Annotated in this window: 18 protein-coding genes and 1 pseudogene; 10 read left to right on the forward strand and 9 right to left on the reverse strand. The window is 68.8% G+C overall.

Features of this window, described 5'->3' with window-relative positions; all coding sequences use genetic code 11:
• Nucleotides 1-13 precede the first annotated feature (13 nt).
• Nucleotides 14-1204 carry a 2-methylaconitate cis-trans isomerase PrpF gene (gene prpF, locus C5O79_RS17365; protein ID WP_046548712.1) on the forward strand — a complete coding sequence of 397 codons (1191 nt, stop codon included), beginning with the start codon at nt 14-16 and terminating at the stop codon, nt 1202-1204.
• 57 nt (nt 1205-1261) lie between these two features.
• On the opposite strand, the gene C5O79_RS17370 is transcribed toward prpF, so the two are convergent.
• The 7 genes from C5O79_RS17370 to C5O79_RS17400 all read right to left on the reverse strand — a co-directional run bounded on the left by C5O79_RS17370 (nt 1262) and on the right by C5O79_RS17400 (nt 8761).
• On the reverse strand, nt 1262-2200 hold the full coding sequence (locus C5O79_RS17370) for an alpha/beta hydrolase (protein WP_047851339.1): 939 nt from the start codon (nt 2198-2200) through the stop codon (nt 1262-1264).
• A gap of 33 nt (nt 2201-2233) precedes the next feature.
• Nucleotides 2234-3388 carry an acyl-CoA dehydrogenase gene (locus tag C5O79_RS17375; RefSeq protein WP_122477087.1) on the reverse strand — a complete coding sequence of 385 codons (1155 nt, stop codon included), beginning with the start codon at nt 3386-3388 and terminating at the stop codon, nt 2234-2236.
• Nucleotides 3389-3425: 37 nt separating this feature from the next.
• Complete coding sequence (locus C5O79_RS17380; RefSeq protein WP_122477085.1) at nt 3426-4748, reverse strand: MFS transporter; 1323 nt, start codon at nt 4746-4748, stop codon at nt 3426-3428.
• Between the two features lie 10 nt (nt 4749-4758).
• A complete protein-coding gene (locus C5O79_RS17385; RefSeq protein ID WP_122477083.1) occupies nt 4759-5811 on the reverse strand; it encodes a porin in 1053 nt (350 codons plus the stop codon).
• Nucleotides 5812-5896: 85 nt separating this feature from the next.
• Complete coding sequence (locus tag C5O79_RS17390) at nt 5897-6697, reverse strand: enoyl-CoA hydratase-related protein (RefSeq protein ID WP_122477080.1); 801 nt, start codon at nt 6695-6697, stop codon at nt 5897-5899.
• On the reverse strand, nt 6694-7914 hold the full coding sequence (locus C5O79_RS17395; RefSeq protein ID WP_046548707.1) for a CoA transferase: 1221 nt from the start codon (nt 7912-7914) through the stop codon (nt 6694-6696). The genes C5O79_RS17390 and C5O79_RS17395 overlap by 4 nt, the downstream gene beginning before the upstream one ends.
• 64 nt (nt 7915-7978) lie before the next feature.
• Nucleotides 7979-8761, reverse strand: coding sequence for a crotonase/enoyl-CoA hydratase family protein (locus tag C5O79_RS17400; RefSeq protein ID WP_122477077.1), 783 nt, complete (start codon nt 8759-8761; stop codon nt 7979-7981).
• Between the two features lie 134 nt (nt 8762-8895).
• Here C5O79_RS17400 and C5O79_RS17405 point away from each other — a divergent pair, with 134 nt between their 5' ends.
• The 4 genes and pseudogenes from C5O79_RS17405 to C5O79_RS38940 all read left to right on the forward strand — a co-directional run.
• Nucleotides 8896-9663 carry a helix-turn-helix domain-containing protein gene (locus tag C5O79_RS17405; RefSeq protein WP_046548705.1) on the forward strand — a complete coding sequence of 256 codons (768 nt, stop codon included), beginning with the start codon at nt 8896-8898 and terminating at the stop codon, nt 9661-9663.
• An 86-nt stretch (nt 9664-9749) separates the two neighbouring features.
• A complete protein-coding gene (locus C5O79_RS17410; RefSeq protein WP_122477074.1) occupies nt 9750-10802 on the forward strand; it encodes a CaiB/BaiF CoA-transferase family protein in 1053 nt (350 codons plus the stop codon).
• A 116-nt stretch (nt 10803-10918) separates the two neighbouring features.
• The gene (locus C5O79_RS17415; RefSeq protein ID WP_039349647.1) at nt 10919-11167 is read left to right on the forward strand and encodes a type II toxin-antitoxin system Phd/YefM family antitoxin; all 249 of its coding nucleotides are present in this window, start codon (nt 10919-10921) and stop codon (nt 11165-11167) included.
• A 21-nt stretch (nt 11168-11188) separates the two neighbouring features.
• Nucleotides 11189-11278: pseudogene (locus C5O79_RS38940) on the forward strand (addiction module antitoxin); the annotation flags it as partial.
• Nucleotides 11279-11395: 117 nt separating this feature from the next.
• Here the strand turns inward: C5O79_RS38940 and C5O79_RS17425 are convergent.
• Entirely contained in the window at nt 11396-11839 is a 444-nt protein-coding gene (locus C5O79_RS17425; RefSeq protein ID WP_011353771.1) for a PaaI family thioesterase, read from the reverse strand.
• Nucleotides 11840-12108: 269 nt separating this feature from the next.
• On the opposite strand from C5O79_RS17425, the gene C5O79_RS17430 reads away from it, so the two are divergent.
• Nucleotides 12109-13728 carry a methyl-accepting chemotaxis protein gene (locus C5O79_RS17430; RefSeq protein ID WP_047851332.1) on the forward strand — a complete coding sequence of 540 codons (1620 nt, stop codon included), beginning with the start codon at nt 12109-12111 and terminating at the stop codon, nt 13726-13728.
• Here the strand turns inward: C5O79_RS17430 and C5O79_RS17435 are convergent.
• Nucleotides 13701-14810 carry an AGE family epimerase/isomerase gene (locus C5O79_RS17435; RefSeq protein WP_131931517.1) on the reverse strand — a complete coding sequence of 370 codons (1110 nt, stop codon included), beginning with the start codon at nt 14808-14810 and terminating at the stop codon, nt 13701-13703. The genes C5O79_RS17430 and C5O79_RS17435 overlap by 28 nt on opposite strands.
• 115 nt (nt 14811-14925) lie before the next feature.
• Between C5O79_RS17435 and C5O79_RS17440 the strand changes: the two genes are divergently transcribed.
• The 4 genes from C5O79_RS17440 (at nt 14926) to C5O79_RS17450 (ending at nt 18109) form a co-directional block, all read left to right on the forward strand.
• Nucleotides 14926-15624: an MgtC/SapB family protein gene (locus C5O79_RS17440; RefSeq protein ID WP_046548701.1), complete on the forward strand. Its 699-nt coding sequence runs from the start codon at nt 14926-14928 to the stop codon at nt 15622-15624.
• Nucleotides 15625-15716: 92 nt separating this feature from the next.
• Nucleotides 15717-17141, forward strand: coding sequence for a flagellar hook-length control protein FliK (locus C5O79_RS17445; protein ID WP_131931519.1), 1425 nt, complete (start codon nt 15717-15719; stop codon nt 17139-17141).
• 175 nt (nt 17142-17316) lie between these two features.
• The gene (locus C5O79_RS38140) at nt 17317-17472 is read left to right on the forward strand and encodes a hypothetical protein (protein ID WP_006481665.1); all 156 of its coding nucleotides are present in this window, start codon (nt 17317-17319) and stop codon (nt 17470-17472) included.
• A gap of 157 nt (nt 17473-17629) precedes the next feature.
• Nucleotides 17630-18109 carry a GNAT family N-acetyltransferase gene (locus tag C5O79_RS17450; RefSeq protein ID WP_122477069.1) on the forward strand — a complete coding sequence of 160 codons (480 nt, stop codon included), beginning with the start codon at nt 17630-17632 and terminating at the stop codon, nt 18107-18109.
• The last annotated feature ends 91 nt before the right edge of the window (nt 18110-18200 follow it).

Below are 18200 nucleotides of genomic sequence, written 5' to 3' on the forward strand. Positions count from 1 at the left end.
GGATAACGCACACATGGCTCACATTCCTCAAATCAGGATTCCCGCGACCTACATTCGCGGCGGCACCAGCAAGGGCGTGTTCTTCCGGCTGCAGGACCTGCCGGACGCCGCGCAGGCGCCGGGCGCCGCGCGCGACGCGCTGCTGCTGCGCGTGATCGGCAGCCCCGATCCGTACGGCAAGCAGATCGACGGAATGGGCGGCGCGACGTCGTCCACCAGCAAGACGGTGATCGTGTCGAAGAGCGCGCGGCCCGGCCACGACGTCGACTATCTGTTCGGCCAGGTGTCGATCGACAAGGCGTTCGTCGACTGGACCGGCAACTGCGGCAACCTGTCGGCGGCGGTCGGCCCGTTCGCGATCAGCGGCGGGCTGGTCGATCCGGCGCGCGTGCCGCGCGACGGCGTCGCGACCGTGCGGATCTGGCAGGCGAACATCGGCAAGACGATCGTCGCGCATGTGCCGGTGACGAACGGCGCGGTGCAGGAGACGGGCGACTTCGAGCTGGACGGCGTCACGTTCCCGGCCGCCGAAGTGCAGCTCGAGTTCATGGACCCGGCCGCCGAGGAAGAGGGCGCGGGCGGGTCGATGTTCCCGACCGGCAACCTCGTCGACGATCTTGCCGTGCCGGGCGTCGGGACGCTGAAGGCGACGATGATCAACGCGGGCATTCCGACGATCTTCGTCGAAGCGGAAGCGATCGGCTATACGGGCACCGAGCTGCAGGATGCGATCAACGGCGATGCGAAGGCGCTCGAGAAGTTCGAGACGATTCGTGCGCACGGCGCGCTGCGCATGGGCCTGATCGACACGCTCGATGAAATCGCGACGCGACAGCACACGCCGAAGATCGCGTTCGTCGCGAAGCCGGCCGATTACGTTGCATCGAGCGGCAAGCGCGTGAACGCGGGTGACGTCGACCTGCTGGTGCGCGCGATGTCGATGGGCAAGCTGCACCACGCGATGATGGGCACGGCGGCGGTCGCGATCGGCACTGCCGCGGCGATCCCCGGCACGCTCGTCAACCTGGCGGCGGGCGGCGGCGAACGTAACGCAGTGCGTTTCGGGCATCCGTCGGGCACGCTGCGCGTCGGCGCGGAAGCGCAGCTCGAGAACGGCGAGTGGACCGTCACCAAGGCGATCATGAGCCGCAGTGCGCGCGTGTTGATGGAAGGCTGGGTGCGGGTGCCGGGGGATGCGTTCTGAGCGTAGCCGCTTGAGCGGTGCGGATGCGGGCGGCTTCGGCCGCCCGCGTCGTTTTCGTCATCCGTGCAGGAACCGGCGCAGCGCATCGTGGCTGAGGCGGCGCGCCGTTTCGGACACGCGCGCGCCGGGCACGATGTCGAAACCGTGCACGCCGCCGGGGAGCACGTGCAGTTCGGTCGGCACGCCCGCGCGAAGCAGGCGCTGCGCGTAGTCGAGATTTTCGTCGAGGAACAGGTCGAGCGAGCCGACCGACAGGAACGCGGGCGGCAGGCCGTCGAGCCGCGTGGCGCGTGCGGCGGCGGCGTACGGCGACACGCCGTCGACGCCCGGCGCGTGACCGAGCAACGCGCTCCAGCCGAACCGGTTGTTGGCCGCATGCCAGACGAACTCGCCGGCATGCGGATGCGGCGTGCGTGCGCAGGTGCGATCGTCGAGCATCGGATAGATCAGGTGCTGGAACGCAAGCCGGTATTCACCGCGGTCGCGTGCCAGCAGCGCCAGCGCGGCGGCGAGCCCACCGCCCGCGCTTTCGCCTGCCACGCCGATCCGCGTCGCGTCGATGCCGCGTGCATCGGCGTGGCGGAAGACCCACGCGAGCGCCGCGTAGCAGTCCTCGATCGCGCCGGGGAACACGGTTTCCGGCGCGAGGCGGTAGTCGATCGAGATCAGCGCGCAGCCGAGCTGCGTCACGAGTGACCGGTGTACCGCCTCGAGATCCTTTGCCGCGCCGCGCACGTAGCCGCCGCCGTGCATGTGGACGATCGCCGGGAGCGGGCGTGCGCCGGCCTCGGGCAGATAGACGAGGACCGGGACGTCCGGCGCGCCGGCGGGGCCGGGCACCGCGCGGCGTTCGAGCGTGCTGCCGGCGAGGTCGGGCGGCGGCAGCGGCAGCACGCGTTCGCGCGACTGTGCGAGGTTGTCGGCGCTGAGCGTGACGGTCGGCCAGGCCGCGAGCAGCGGGCGGATTTCAGGATCGACGAGATGCAGGGTATCCAACGCATGGCTCCATCGTGACGGTGGGGCGCGCGATCACAGCACGCTGCGCGCGACGACCCAACGGTGTACCTCGGTCGGGCCCTCGAAGATGCGCATCAACCGCGCTTCGCTGGCCATCTGCTGTAACGGCATTTCCTTCGTCATGCCCATCGCGCCGAGTGTCTGCATCGCATGATCGATGACGCTCGATGCCATTTCGGTCGCGAACACCTTGACCATCGAGATCTGCGTGCGCGCGTCCTGCCCGGCATCCACGCGCGCGGCTGCTTCGTAGGTCATGAGGCGGCACGCGTGGATCTGCGTGAGTGCGTCGGCGACCCACCACTGGACAGCCTGGCGTTCCGCGAGCGGCGCGCCGAAGGTCGTGCGCTGCTTCGCATGGTCGCACAGCATCGCCACTGCGCGCTCGGCGCGGCCGATGCACCAGGCGGCCATCTCCAGCCGCCGGTTCGCGAGCCGTGCCTGCATCGGCGCGAAACCGGCGCCTTCGCGGCCCAGCAGTTGCGCGGCGGGAATGCGGCAGTTCTCCAGCACGATTTCATACGTGGACAGCCCGCCGATCATCGGGATCCGGCGTTCGATGATGAAGCCCGGCGTATCGCGGTCGACGATGAACGCCGACATGCCGCCGCGCTTGCCCTTGCTGCGATCGGTGAGCGCCATCACGATCGTCCAGTCGGCTTCGGTCGCATGGCTGATCCAGATCTTGCGGCCGTTCAGCACCCAGCTGTCGCCGTCGCGCACGGCCGTCGTGGACAACGCGCCCGGATCCGAGCCGGCGCCCGGCTCGGAGATCGCCATCGCGGCACGCGTGATGCCGCGTGCATACGGATCGAGATAGCGCGCGCGCTGCGCGTCGTCGGCCACTTCGCACAGCATCCGCAGGTTCGGCGAGTCCGGCGGCAGGATGTACGGGGTCACGGTCGCGCCGATCGCTTCGTTTACGCCGACCATCGCGACGGCCGGCAGGTCGGCGCCGCCTGCCTCGAGCGGCGCGTCGAGCCCCCACAGGCCGAGCTGTCGCGAGCGCTCGTCGAGGTGCGCGCGCTCGTCGTCGAGCAGCCCGAAGCGCTGGCCGTCGGCCTCGCGCGCCATCACGGCCGCTTCGAGTGGAATCAGTTCGTCTTTCACGAAGCGTGCGACGAGGTCCCGGATCATCCGGTGGTCGAGTTCGATGTCGAAATTCATGGGGTCGATGAGAGTGAGGGAGGAACGGCCGACGCGGTCAGCCCGCGTTCGGACGAGACGATGCGCGGGCGCGCAGCGTGAACAGCAATGCGATGGCGCCGGCTGCGAGCAGCGCGGCGTTGAAATAGAGTCCGCCGCGCATCGACCCGGTGGCCGTGTTGAGCACGCCCATCAGGAACGGACTCGCGAACCCGCCGATTGCGCCGGACATCGTGATCGCCGCGATCGCGACCGCCATCGAGCGCTCCGGCAGCGCGAGCCCCGGCAGCACCCAGAACGCCGGTAATGCCGCGGCGTGCGTCGCGACCGCGACGCAGAGGGCGATCATCATGTGTGTCGTGCCGGTGACGCGCGCCAGCCCGGCGAGCGCCGCTGCGCACGCGATCATCGCGATCGCGCCATGCCCGCGCCATTCGCGCCGGCGTTCGGTGCGCCAGCCCATCCCGAGCATGCCGACGATGCCGCAGAGATAGGGCAGCGCGGACAGCAGCCCGATCTGCATCGCGCCATGCAGGCCGCCGCGATGCAGGATCACGGGCATCCAGAACACCAGCGCATAGCCGGCGGCCGCGATCGCGAAATTGGCCGCGCACAGCAGCCAGAAATCGCGCTGCGCGAGCAGCGGGCGGGCCATGTTCGCCTCCGGCGTGCCGGCTTCGGCCTGCGTATGCGCGGCGCGCAGCGCGGCCTTGTCGGCGTCCGACAGCCAGCGTGCGTCGTCCGGCCGGTCGTCGAGAAACCGCAGCGCGACGAAACCGAGCACGCTGCTCGGCAGGCCTTCCACGAGGAACAGCCATTGCCAGCCGCTCAGGCCCGCGGCGCCGTCGAAGTACGACAGGATCGCGCCCGACACGGGGCCGGCGATCATCCCCGCGAGGTACAGCGCGGTCATGAAGAGCGCGAACGCCTTCGCGCGCTGCTGCGGCGGATACCATGCGCCGAGATAGAACAGGATGCCGGGGAAGAAGCCGGCCTCGAACACACCCAGCAGGAAGCGGCACGCGTAGAACTGCGCGGGCGTCGTGACGAACATCGTCGCGGCCGAGCCGAGCCCCCACAGCACCATGATCCGCGCGATCGTCCTGCGCGCGCCGATCCGCGCAAGCAGCGCATTGCTCGGAATCTCGAACGCCATGTAGCCGATGAAGAAGATGCCCGCGCCGAGCCCGTAGACGGCGTCGGAGAAGTGCAGCTCGGCCGCCATCTGCGCGTGCGCGAAGCCGATGTTGATCCGGTCGATGAACGACAGCGTGTAGCAGAGGATCAGGAACGGCAGCAGCCGGCGCGAGATCCGGCGGTAGAGCGCCGGCGTCGCACCATCGTCGGCGGCGGCCGGGTGGGTCGAAAGGGTCGGGGTCATGAGCACTCCGTCAGAAACGATGAACGAGGCCGAGCGCGAACACCTGTTCGGTGCCGCCCGGTTGCGGCTGCAGGCCGACGACGACCGTATTGCGGGCGTCGCCGCCGTTCTTCATGTAGAGATAGCGTGCGTAGAGCGATGTCCGCTTCGACAGCGGGTGGTCGTACCCGAGGCCGAGCGCGGTCGCGTCGTTCGCCGAGCCTTTCACGTCGCGGCGCACGACCGAGACGAGCACGCGATCGAGCGCGCCGACGTCGATCGACGCACCGGCACTCGCGGTCGAGAACGCAGGCAGGTTGCGCGCCGTGCTGACGCCGTAGAGAAACGCGGCGTACAGCTTGACGTGCGCGAACGCGTAGTTGGTCGCGAACACGTAGTGGCGGGTCGTCGACGGGGAGACGACAGGCGACAGGTTGCCGGCCGACGTGTCGCCCTGGAAACCGGCGCCGACGTAGAGCCCGCCGATCCGGTACTGGAGCCCCGCGCCGTAGTTGCGCCCGGCCTGCGTGGACAGTGCGTTTGGCGTCGGGAAGCCGTACGTGGCCATCACGCGCAGGCCGTTCCAGTCGGGGCTCAGGTACGACACCGCCTGGTTGAAGCGCGGAATCGGCGGTGTCGTGTTGGGGGTGATCGTGTCCGTCGACGTCGCGAGCAGCGCGAGCGGCGACAGCCGTTCGTTGAGCCCGAACGGATCGCCGTCATAGACGACGTAGAACGATGGCGTGTATTGCCGGCCGAGCCGGAGGTCGCCGTAGCGCGTGCTCTGCAGCGCGACATAGGCCTGCCGGTAGAACAGCGTGCCGCCCTGGAACGACCCGTCGGCCGGCGAGAAGCCGCTTTCCAGCACGAACTTCGTCGATGTGCCGCCGCCGAGATCCTCGACTCCCGTCAGCCCGAACCGGCTCGTCGACGAGCCGCCGCCGCTTTGCCGCACGCTCGACAGGCTGCCGACGCGATCGAATTCGACGTAGCTGTCGACGATCCCGTACAGCGTGACCGATGACGCATGCGCCGATGTGGCGTATAGCACGCACGCGCCGACCAGGAATGCTTTCCGTTGCATGATGGCGTCTCCGTTCCATGTCTTTTGTCGCGCGCCCGCGTTCTGGGAGCGGTTGCGCGCGCTTTGTCGTTGTGCTGGGTTGGGCTCAGCGCCCCTTGAACACCGGCTTGCGCTTCTCGAGGAACGCGCGGGCGCCTTCGATCCGGTCTTCGCTCGCATAGACGGCGGGGCCGACGTCGAGCCGCAGCGCGGCGGCCACCGGCAGCCCCTGGCTGCGGGTCGCGGTTTCCTTGATGCGGCGGATCGTGAGCGGCGCGTTCGCGGCGATCGTCTGCGCCAGTTCGCGCACGGTGTCGTCGAGTGCGGCGCCGGGAACGACGCGGTTCAGCAACCCGGTGCGCTGCGCCTCGTCCACGTCGAAGCGCCGGCCCGTGAACAGCAGCTCCATCGCGATCGCGCGCGGCAGCAAGCGCGGCAGCAGCACGCTCGCGAAGTTCGCGCCCATGCCGACGCGTGCTTCGGGCAATGCGAAGTACGCGTGGTCGGCAGCGATCCGCAGGTCGCACGCGAGCGCGATCTCGAAGCCGCCGCCGATCGCGTAGCCGTTGATCGCCGCGATGGTCGGCTTGCGCAGCTCGAGGATCAGCTCGTGCACGTTGCGTGCGAGCCCGCGCATCGGCTGCATGCCGCGCATCTCGGGGTCGCCGAGATCGACGCCCGCGCTGTACGCGCGTTCGCCCGCGCCGCGGATCACGATGACGCGGATCGACGGGTTGTCGTCGAGCGTGACGAGTTCGTCGCACAGCCGCCGGATCGCTTCGGCGGACAGTGCATTGGCGACGTGCGGACGATGGATCGTCAGCCACGCGATGCCGCTGTCGTCGTTGCGCAGGATCGACGGGGCGTCGTCGCCCGTCAGCGAAGAGAACGAGCCGTATGGGGTCATGACGCGCTCCCGGTGGCGTCCGCACGCGTGTCGTGGAGCACCCCCGCTTGCCGCAGCGCGTCCCGGTGCGCCGCGTCGATGCCGAGCGCGTCGAGCACGGCGTCGGTGTCGGCGGCGAACGGCTGGGGCGGCCGGCGTATCGATCCGGGCGTGCGGGAGAGTTTGGCGGGGACGCCCGCGCCGGTGTACGTGTCGGTCTTGATGAACATCGCGTTGTGCGCGGTTTGCGGGTGGCCGAACGCGTCGGCGACGGTGTTTACCGGGCCCGTCGCGACGCCGGCGTTCAGCAGCCGCTCGACGATGTCGTCGGCATGCAGTTCGGCGGTCAGCTGGCCGAGCAGCGTATCGAGCGCATCGCGATGCGCGACGCGCTTCGCGTTGGTCGCGAACCGGGGATCGCGCGCCAGCTCGGGCGCGCCGAGCGTTTCGACGAGCCGCGCGAACGTGCGGTTGTTGCCGGCGCCGGTCGAGATCGGCCTGTCCTTGCACGGATAGACGCCGTACGGCGCGATCGCGGCATACACGTTGCCGGTCGCGACGGGCACGTCGCCGGTCGCCATCCAGGTCGTGCTGACCGGATGCAGCATCGACAGCGCGGTGCTGAACAGGTCGATGTCGACGTGCTGGCCGAGTCCGGAGCGGGTCCGTTCGACCAGCGCGAGCAGGACGCTCGACACGGCGCTCAGGCCCGCCGCGTAGTCGACGACCGGGAACGGTACCTTGAGCGGCATGCCGCCCGGCTCGCCGTTGATCGACATGAAGCCGGCGAGACCCTGCGCGACGGCGTCGTAGCCCGGAAACCGCGCCAGCGGGCCGTCGGTGCCGTATCCGGAGATCGAGCAGTGGACGAGGCGCGGGAAGCGCTCGCGCAGGCAGCCTTCGTAGCCGATGTCCCAGCGTTCGAGCGTGCCCTGCTTGAAGTTGTCGATCAGCACGTCGGCCGTGTCGAGCAGGCGGAACAGCACGTCGCGCCCGTCCGGATGCGACAGGTCGAGCGCGAGATTGCGCTTGTTGCGGTTGAGCCCCCAGTAGTAGCTGGAGATGCCGCTCGGCATCGCGGGCCCCCAGTCGCGCGTTTCGTCGCCTTGCGGCGGTTCGATCTTGACGACGTCCGCGCCGTGGTCGGCGAGCGTCTGCGCGCAGAACGGCCCCGCGTAGACGCGGCTCAGGTCGACCACGCGCACGCCAGCGAGTGCGCCTTCGTGACTGCTTGTCATGACGATGTTTCCTTCGATGTGGGATTCGGCTGGCCGGCACGCCGGCATGCGATGCGTCGCGGATTCAACCGCGCGCGGCGAACAGGGCGTTCACGGCTTCGCGGTGTTCGGGGGTGGCGTGCGCGAACGCCTGGTACGACGCCGACAGGTCGAGCAGCGTGTCGAGGCTCGCGTGGCGGCCTTCGCGCAGCAGCCGCTTGGTCAGGCGCAACGCGGTACCCGAATGCCGGGCGATGCGGCCGGCCAGTTCGAGCGCGTGCGCAAGGAGGTCGCCATCGGGAACGACACGCGATACGAGCCCGCAGCGCAGCGCCGCCTGTGCGTCCAGCGCATCGCCCGTGAACGACATTTCCGCGGCGACGGCGGCGCCGACGATCTGCGGCAGGAACCACGCGCCGCCGTCGCCGGGCACGAGGCCGAGGGCGATGAAGCTTTCGGCGAAGCGGGCGCGTTCGGCGGCGATGCGGATGTCGCACATGCACGCGAGATCGGTGCCGGCGCCGATGGCCGGGCCGTTGATCGCCGCGATGGCCGGTACTTCGAGGTGCTGGAACGCGTGTGCAATGCGCTGGATGCCGCGGCGATAGCTGGTCCGGATCGCGGCGAGGTCGTGCGGGTCCGATTCCAAGAACGCGCGCATCGCCTTCAGGTTGCCGCCCGACGAGAACGTCGTGCCGGCACCGGTCAGGACCAGCACGCGGATCGATTCGTCGCGGTTCGTGTCGTCGCAGCATTCGGTCAGTGCGTCGATCGCATCGTTGTCCGAAATGGCGTTGCGTGTTTCCGGACGGTTCATCGTGACGGTCAGTATCGGTCCCTGCCGTTCACGGATCAGAAAGGCTGTCATGGTGTCTCCGAGTGTTCCGTGCCGCGCGACTTCACGCCGCGGGCCGAAGCCTAGTATCGTCACGACGGTTGGCGGCGGGAAATTCCGTTCCACATATGTGGAAGGCTCGCCCGGTGGCGTGAGGAGACGGCGGGATGAGCGGAAACGTGGTCAAGAGCGCGGCGCGCGTGTTTGAAGTGCTGGAGCTGTTCAGCGCATTGCAGCGGCCGCTGAGCGTGCGGGAAATCTCCACGCGCTGCGGCTATCCGGGGTCGAGCGCGGCGGCGCTGCTGACCAGCATGAAGGCGCTCGGCTATCTCGCGTACGACGATGCCACCCATACGTATGCGCCCACTGCGCGGCTCGTCAATCTCGGCGAAGCGCTCGTCGATTCGACGGCGGGCAGCCGGCGGTACTGGCACGCCGTCGCAAAGCGGCTGGCGGTCCGCACGCACGAGGCCGTCGTGATCGCGGTGCAGAGCGACCTGTACGTGCAGTACATCGATGCGGTCGAGGGCGCGCACACGCTTCCGATCCAGTTCTACGCGCCCATCGGCACGCGTCGCGAGATCTGCATGTCGAGCCTCGGCTGGGCGTTGCTGAGCCTCCAGCCGGACAGCGCGATCCGCCGGCTCGTGTCGCGCAGCATCCGCCGGCTCGGCAAGTCGGGCCGGACGATCGACGAGGATGTCGTGCTCGACAAGGTCGAGCAGACGCGCCGGTTCGGCTATTCCTATTCGGCGCACACGGTCACGCAGGGCGCCGCGATGATCTCGATGGTGATCGCGGACGGCTGGAACGGCCTGCCGCTGGCCATGGGTGTGGCCGGGCCGGCCGAGCGGATCGACGCGCAGCGCGACGCGATCGTGCGGGCAATGCGGGAGGTGCTGGCCGGGCAGCGGCCGGATGCCGCGGCGAGCTAGCCGGCCGCGGCTGGCGCGCGCAGGCGTTCGCATAGAATCGGGAGGTTTCGTTGCTCCTGTCCCGGCTGCATTTGAGCGAGGTCGCCATGCCATTGAACACGCCGCTTTCCGGCATCCACATCGTCGAATTCGAAGGTCTCGGCCCCGGCCCGCTCGCGGGCTGGATGCTCGCCGGGATGGGCGCGCGGATCACGCTGATCGCCCGCCCGTCCGGCCGCACGAGCGCGCCGGATGCGTTGAAGGCCCGCGACGGCGACCTGCTGCGCGAAGGCAAGACGATCGTCGAACTCGACCTGAAGTCGCCGGCCGGCCGCGACGCCGCGCTCGACCTGATCGCGCAGGCCGATGCGCTGATCGAGGGGCTGCGGCCCGGCGTGATGGAGCGGCTCGGTCTGGGGCCCGGCGATTGCGCGGACCGTAATCCGACGCTCGTGTACGGGCGGATGACCGGCTGGGGCCAGCACGGCCCGCTCGCGGCCGCGGCCGGACACGACCTGAATTACGTCGCGTTGACGGGGCTATTGTCGCTATCGGCGCCGCGCGACGGCAGGCCGGGGTTGCCGCCGACCGTCGTCGGCGATGCGGGCGGCGCGCTCGGGCTGGCGTTCGGAATCGTCTGCGCGCTGTTCGACGTGCGCGGCGGCGGGCCGGGGCGCGTGGTCGACGGCGCGATCGTCGACATCGTGTCGATGCTCGGCTCGCTCGCGCTATGGGCGCGCGCGAACGGGCAGCTCGACGGCGCGCAGCCGAGCCTCTTTCACGACGCGCCGTTCTACGACGTGTATCGCTGCGCGGATGGCGAATGCGTGACGATCGGGGCGCTCGAGCCGCCGTTTTATGCGCTGCTGGTCGAACGGCTCGGGCTGACCGACGTCGATCCGGCGTCGCAGTACGATCGCGCGCACTGGCCCGCGTTGAAGGCGCGTTTTGCCAACGTGTTCGCGCAGCAGCCGTCAGCACACTGGCGCGCGTTGCTCGAAGGCACCGACGCGTGTTTCGCGCCGCTGCTGAGCGTGGCCGACGCGGCCGCGCATCCGCACAACGTGGCGCGCGGGATCTATCGGACGGATGAGAACGGCAACGTGCGGGCGCGCGTGGCGCCGCGGTTTTTGCCGTTGGCGGGTGGCGTGGCGGAGTAAACGGACTGGCATGTCGAGGTCGTTGAGCCGGTCGTGAAATGCACTTAAACGAAGGCTCGCAGAATATTTGGTGCCAAATAGAGCACAATCGATCTCCTGCTGAAGAAGGAGTCGACATGCCTCATACCATCCTGGCCAACGTTACGGCGAGCGTTTCGGAACTGAAGCGGAACCCGATGGGCACGGTTGCGGCGGGAGAGGGTTTCCCGGTCGCGATCCTGAATCACAACGAACCTGCGTTCTACTGCATCCCGGCGAAGACGTGGGAGGCGATGGTCGAACGCCTTGAAGATATCGAGGACAACGCGCTTGCCGACAAGCGCGCCAAGGAGAAGGTCGTCAAGGTCAAGCTGAATGACCTTTGAGCTCGCCTTTCTCGATCCTCCGACGTGCGCGATTCGGAAGTGCTCGTACTGGTCGTGGCGGTCGGTCGACGCGAGCGCGATGCGGTCTATCTTGCCGCGATGAAGCGTTAGCACCCCATGTGCCGCTCAAGGGAGCGGCACGCTTGTTAGCATGTCTGGCCGTTCGGCTCGACTACGCGCTGATCGTCTTCTGGAAGGACGGGCGATCCTTCAAGCGCGGAGAATCGCTCACGCCGTTTCCTCCGGCGCATCCGGCATCTTGCCGTCGCCGACGCGATTGATCGTTCCCTGCGCGATCGCGACGAGCCGCTCGTGATCGCCGTCGATGACGAACACATGACACTGGCAGGTCGCCTGATGCCGCCCCGCGTAGACGAGCTTCGCGCGGGCGACGAGCGTGCCGTTCACGGCTGGCCGCAGGTAGTTGATCTTGTATTCCGCCGTGATCACGCGCGGGCCGAGCACGAGCGCGCCGGCGAACGTCAGCGCGTTGTCGGCGAGGTAGCTGATGACGCCGCCGTGCACGAAACCGTGCTGCTGCCGCAGTTCTTCGCGCACGGGCAGGCACAGCGACACTTCGTTGTCGCCGATGTGCATCAGCTCCGTGCCCAGCAGCATGCTGAACGGTTGCGCACGCAATGCGCCGCGCGCGTGGTCCGTGATGTCGGTCATCGACTTTCCTCGAAATGAGTGCCCGCTTGCGCTGAACTCTAGGAAGGGGGATGCGGATAAGCAAGGAAATTCGTCCGCATTTCGCGCAATTTCCGGCGCGATGCGACGTGATTGTTGCGTCGAATGCCGTGGATTTCCCCGTTTGCGGGCGATTCCGCGGGAATGCGCGGGCAACGCGAATTTCGTCTGCATCCGCACCTAAAGTCCGACGAAGAAATGCCGCTAATGCCGGGGCATTGCCTCATCGTCCGCTTTCCAGGAATCTCCCCATGTTCGGAAAAATCAAGCTCGCGTCGGGTCTGCTCGGCGTGTTGACCGTGTTTTGCCTCTTCCTGTTCGCGATCGAGGCGCTCGGCTTCTGGGCGCTCAAGTCCACGCGCAGCGGCGTCGACGATCTGTCGAACGTCGCGATCACGCAGGTCGAGGCGGCCAGCCAGGCGACCCAGCAGCTGCTCGACGCGCGCATCAACCTGTCGCGCGCCGGCACGCGGATGGTGCGCGGCGGCCCGAAGCCGGAAGACATCATCCGCCATGCCGGCGCGTCGCTCGCGGAAGCCGACAAGGCGTTCGCCGCGCTGACGGCCGCGCAACCGGTCGACGATGCCAACCGCGCGCGCGTCGCGGCGCTCACCGAGCGCTATCGCGCGCTGCGCGGCGCACTGGGCGAACTCGTGCAGTTCCTCGACGCCGACAACATCCAGGCCTTCCTCGACCAGCCGACGCAGAGCATCCAGGACGCCTATCTCGCCGAGCTGCGCCGCTTCACCGACTATGGCGGCGCGTCGAGCCGCACGGCGCTCGACACCATCGACGGCGGCATGCTCTGGTTCAAGTCGGTCGGCATCGTGCTGCTGGTGGCGATGCTCGCGGCGAGCGCAGCGATCTACGCGGCCGCACGGCGCGCGGTCGTCGCGCCGCTGGAAGAAGCCGGCCGCCATTTCGAGCGGATCGCGCAGGGCCGGCTCGATGAAGTCGTGCGGGCAGGCGGCGTGTTCGAGATCGACCGGATGCTGCGCGGCCTCGCCACGATGCAGACGAGCATCGCGGGCACCGTGCGCACGGTGCGCCAGGCGTCCGATGCGATCCACCTCGGCGCGGGCGAGATCGCGGGCGGCAATGCCGACCTGTCGGCGCGCACCGGCACGCAGGCCGCGTCGCTCGAGGAAACGGCCGCGAGCATGGAAGAACTGACGGCGACCGTCCGGCAGAACACCGACAGCGCGCGCGCGGCGAGCGCGCTGGCCGACGCGGCGCTCGAGGCGACGAGCCACGGCGGCGGCGTGGTCGACAGCGTGATCGACCGGATGCGCGGCATCGCACAGAGTTCGGGGCGGATCGCGGAGATCATCTCGGTGATCGACGGCATCGCGTTCCAGACCAACATCCTTGCGCTGAACGCGGCCGTGGAAGCCGCACGCGCAGGCGAACAGGGGCGCGGCTTCGCGGTCGTCGCGGGTGAGGTGCGCTCGCTCGCGCAGCGCAGCGCGCAATCGGCGAAGGAGATCAAGGCGCTGATCGAGGATTCGGTCGCGCAGATCAACGGCGGCGCGGAGCTCGTCGAGCGCGCCGGCGACGCGATGCGGACGGTGTCGGCGTCGATCACGCGCGTCGTGCAGACGATGTCCGAGATCACCGCGGCGTCGGTCGAGCAGAGCGTCGGGATCGAGCAGGTGAACCAGGCCGTCACGCAGATGGATCAGCTCACGCAGCAGAACGCCGCGCTGGTGGAGGAGGTCGCGGCGGCGGCCGCGTCGCTGAACGACCAGACCGCGCACTTGATGCAGGCGGTGTCCGTGTTCGAACTGGGCGATGGCCGCGCCGCACGCGGCGAGCGCGCGGCGCCGTCGTTCGACGACGCGGGTTACGCGCCGGCCGGCAGCGCCGCGTAGGCGGTCTCGAGGTGGTAGGGCGTCGTCGACGGCATGTCGGCGCGCGCCACCTGCCCGTCGGCCGTCTTGCACTCGAACCAGCCGCGAGGATGCAGGAAGCGCGCGGCGAAGCGTTCGATCTGCCGCGCGAGCGGCGCGGAGGCCGCCGTGCCGCCGTGCGTCGCGAGCGCGCGCAGGTACTCGGTCTGCGCCCAGATCCGCTGCGTGCCGTCGATGCACGCGCCTTGCGCGTCGAGCGCCGCGCAGACGCCGCCCGTCCGCGGATCGACGCCGTATTGCTCCGCGAACACGAACGCGCGCGCCAGCGCGCCGGGGAGCCCGGTCTGCGCGAGCCGCGCGCCGGCCGCATCGACCAGATAGAACCACTCGAACTGATGGCCGGGCTCGAACCGGTTGTCGGCTGCGCCGAGCGGCAGCTCGGCCACGCAGCCGGTTGTCGCGTCGACGAACGTGCGCTCGACGGCCTGCGCGGTGTGCGCGAGCGCGTCATCGAACGCCGCATCGCCGAATGCAGCGGCCGCCGCGAGCCACGCTTCGGTCAGGTGCATCAGCGGATTCTGCAGCGCCCCGCTGCCGGATGACGAGAAATCGGCGTGGCGCGCCGCGTCGAGCAGCGCGTCGCCGCGGTGCGGCGCGAAACGGTCCTGAATCAGCGCGGCGGTCTCTTCGGCCGCGTTGCGCGCGGCGGCGTCGCCCGATGCCGCATACCACGCCGCACACGCGAACACGATGAAGGCGTGCGTGTAGAGATCCTTGGTCGTGTCGAGCGGTGCGCCCTGCGCGTCCACGCTGTAGTGCCAGCCGCCGTGGCGCGGGTCGCGAAAGTGGCGGCCCAGCGCGTCGAACAGCATGGCTGCGTGCGCGGTGTCGCCGGCCTGTGCGAACACGAACAGTTGCCGTGCACAGGCCATTGCGCGATATCGGGTCACGGGCAGCGGCGCGTGGGTGGCCGGATCGACGGCTTCGAACGGCAACTGTAATGTCTGGTCGAACCCTGAACCCCGCCAGATCGGCAAGACGACGTGCGCGAAATGGTGGCGCAGCTGGGCGGCCTGGGCGGAAGCGGAGTCGGAAACGGACATGACGGGGTTGAGCGCTGGGTTCGAAACGTGTCGGCGCGGCCCGGAGGATCGGCGCGGCCGGGGCCAAGGATAAAACATTCCGCGCGGCCGGCACCAAAAATAGGAGATAAATCGCATGCTGAGCAACCTGGAACTCGTGATGCGGCTCGTCCTTGCGGCCGCGTTGGGCAGCGTCATCGGCTTCGAGCGCGAGCGCCTGTCGTGGGCGGCCGGCCTGCGTACGCACATGCTCGTTTGTGTCGGTTCGACGCTGATCATGATCGTGTCGGCGTTCGGGTTCGCCGACGTACTCGGCAGCAGCGAGCACATCGTGCTCGATCCGTCGCGGATCGCCGCGCAGGTCGTGTCGGGCATCGGCTTCCTCGGCGCGGGCTCGATCCTGCTGCGCGGCGAGATCGTGCGCGGGCTGACGACCGCCGCGAGCCTGTGGTCGGTCGCCGCGATCGGCCTCGCGGTGGGCGGCGGGCTCTACGTCGCGTCGATTTCGGCGACGATCATCATCCTGATCATCCTGGCCGGCATCAAGCCGCTGGAGCGGCGCTACTTCACGGTGCGCCAGCGGCGCCAGCTCGCGCTGACGGTCGTGGGCGGCACGCTGAACTTCGATTCGCTGCACGCGGCGCTGGGTCCGGACAGTGCGCGGGTGAAGCAGTTCATCGTGCAGCGCGCCGATGACACGGGCGAGCACGACGAGGTGCGCATCGCGCTCGCGCGGGTGTCGGAACTCGAATACCAGGCGATCTGCGACAAGCTGCGCGCGTTGAAGGGCGTCACCCGTTTCGAAGAGGGCAACGGCTTGTCGGGCGACGAATAGGCGGAATCGGCGACGGGGCATGCGACAATGGCCGACCACCGATTCCGTTCGACATCCGGTTCCGCGCTTGCGGGCCCAGCCATCCGATTTCCATGACCGAATCCGTTTCCTCGCCTCGCTCCCGCTCCCGTTCCAATCGTTCGTCGGCCCGTTCGCGACCGCGCTCGGCTGCTGCCGCGGGCAGTACGTCCGCGAGGGCGACGGTGCGGTCCGGCAATGCGTCGGCCGGCGACGCGTCGCGGGACGAACGGACGCTCGACCTGTTCGGCGATCCCGTGCTCGAGCCGGGTGAACGCATGCCGGCCGCGGTGCGTGACGACGCGGTCGCGCAAGCCGATGCGGCAGTCGATGTCGCGGACGATGTGGCGTCCGGGCGGCAGGCTGCGCTGGACGGGTTCAGTGCACCGGAGGCGGTGGCCGCGGCAGGACCTGTTGATGCAGCAGAAGGTGCAGTGACGCCTGGAGACGCGACGCTGGCGCATGGTGTTTCGTCGCCTGAAGGTGGTGGTGACGCTAACGTCGACGTCGTGCCGGCTTCCGGCGCGGCTGCGATGACGGCGGTCGATATTCCCCTGGCCGATGGCGTTGCAACGAAAGCCGCCGATGGGCTTGCGGGCGATGGCGCCGCAACGAAGGCTGACGATGTGCCTGCGGGCGATGGCGCCGCAACGGTGGCGACCAAGCTGCAAGCAACCGATGGTGCTGAGTCGAAGGCGACCGGATCTCAAGCGGCTGATGGTGAAGTCGAGAAGGCTGCTGTTGTTGCTGCTACCGCCGTTAAATCCCGCGAAGGGCGGCCCGCCGGCGACGCCGTGAAGGAACGCCGTGCGTCGTCGGGCGGCAAACGCCGGGCGGCTGCCGGTGCAAGCGACGCGACAACGGAGCAATCCGCGCCGGTCGCGACGAGCGTTGGCACGGCGGCGGAGGCGGCCGGGGCGAGCCCGGCGTCGGACTCGGTGACGGTGGTCGAGCCGCAGACTTCGGCGCAGCCTGCCAAGCCGGTGATTGCCGCGAACACGGCGAACACGGCGAACACGGCGAACACGGCTAACGTCGCGAAGACCCATGACGCCGCACCACTGGCTTCCGCTGCCTCCTTTGTCACGAAGCCGTCGGCGGAGCGCACGCAACCGGGCGCGCCGGTCTTCGATCCGGATACGCACCTGCGTCCGCTGACCGACCGTCTCGCCGCACTGCAGGCCGATGTGGACGGCCTGACGCGCACGGCCGATCGCGAGATGCGTCGCGTCAACCGACTGCTGCTGGCGTTGGCCGTCGTCGTGCTGGCCGGGCTCGTCGCGCTGGTGATGCAGACACGGCAGATCGCGCACCTGAAGCAGGACGTCGCCACGAAGCAGCAGCGGATCGATCGCCTCGCGGCCGATCTGTCGACGCAGCAGGCAACGCTGATGACGCTCGAGGAGCATCACGAGGCGCTTCTGTCGCAAGTCGACCGGCTTCAGCGCAACGCGAACCGCGAGGCGGCCGTCGCGAAGCGCGGTCGCCGCACGCGTTAATCGTTTCGACCCTATCCTGGCAGCCCGACGGAGCAAGGATCGCCGCTATGTACCGGCGATCCGCCGTCGCGCGCCTGCGGCAAACTGATGCGGTGCGCTGGCAGAGTTCAGGGAAAACCCTTAGAATGGAGTCCATCTAAGGGAAAACCCTAGCCACATCTGTCAGGAGTCTCACATGAGCTTCATCCTCGCCCTGCTGCAAAAGATCGACGACCTTTTCGTGTCCCCGCACCTGCCGCTCGACGCCGAATACTCGTACGCTGCGCGTCGTGCCGAAGCCGAGCGCGTGCGTCGTGCGCACCTCGTGCCCATCGTCCTGTACCGTCGCTGATTCGCTGATTCGCTGATTCGCTGATTCGCTGATTCGCTGATTCGCTGTCAGCGCGGTGCCTGCCGCATCTGCCTTTCCGCTTTCCGCCGCTGCATCGCGCGCCGGTGCGACCGTCCCGCTACACTGGAAGTCCGATTCCGTTCACGGTGACCGCACCATGCTGCAGATGCGGCCGATGACGGCCAGCGAATTCCACGCGTACCGCGCGCGAGCCATCGACGGCTACGCGAGCGATCTCGTTTCATCCGGACAAAACGCTGTCGAAGACGCGGCCAGCCGGGCGCGCGCCTGTTTCGACACGCTGTTGCCGGACGGCCTGCGTACCACCGGCCAGACCCTCGTCGTGCTCATCGACGGCGCCAGCGGCGACGCGGTGGGCGACCTCTGGTACGCGATCGTGCCTGAAGGGCCAAACCGCACGCTGTTCATCTACGACCTCGACATCGCCCCGTCCCGGCGCCGCCAGGGCTGGGCCACACGTACGCTCGAGGCGCTCGATGCCGAGGCACGCCGGTACGGTGTCACCGAGATCGGGCTGTCGGTGTTCAATCACAACGCGGCGGCCCGTGCGCTGTATCGTGCGTGCGGCTTCGCGCCGATCACGACGACCTTGATCAAGCCAGTCATTTCGGACTGAAGCCATCGGCCGGCGTCGCGTCGTCGTGCGCTGGCGATTTGACTCGCCATCGGCCAATGCCGGCCGACCTCACGATCCTTCCTGTTTGCCG

The organism is Burkholderia sp. SRS-25 (genome assembly GCF_004343765.1).
Classification (GTDB): domain Bacteria; phylum Pseudomonadota; class Gammaproteobacteria; order Burkholderiales; family Burkholderiaceae; genus Burkholderia; species Burkholderia contaminans.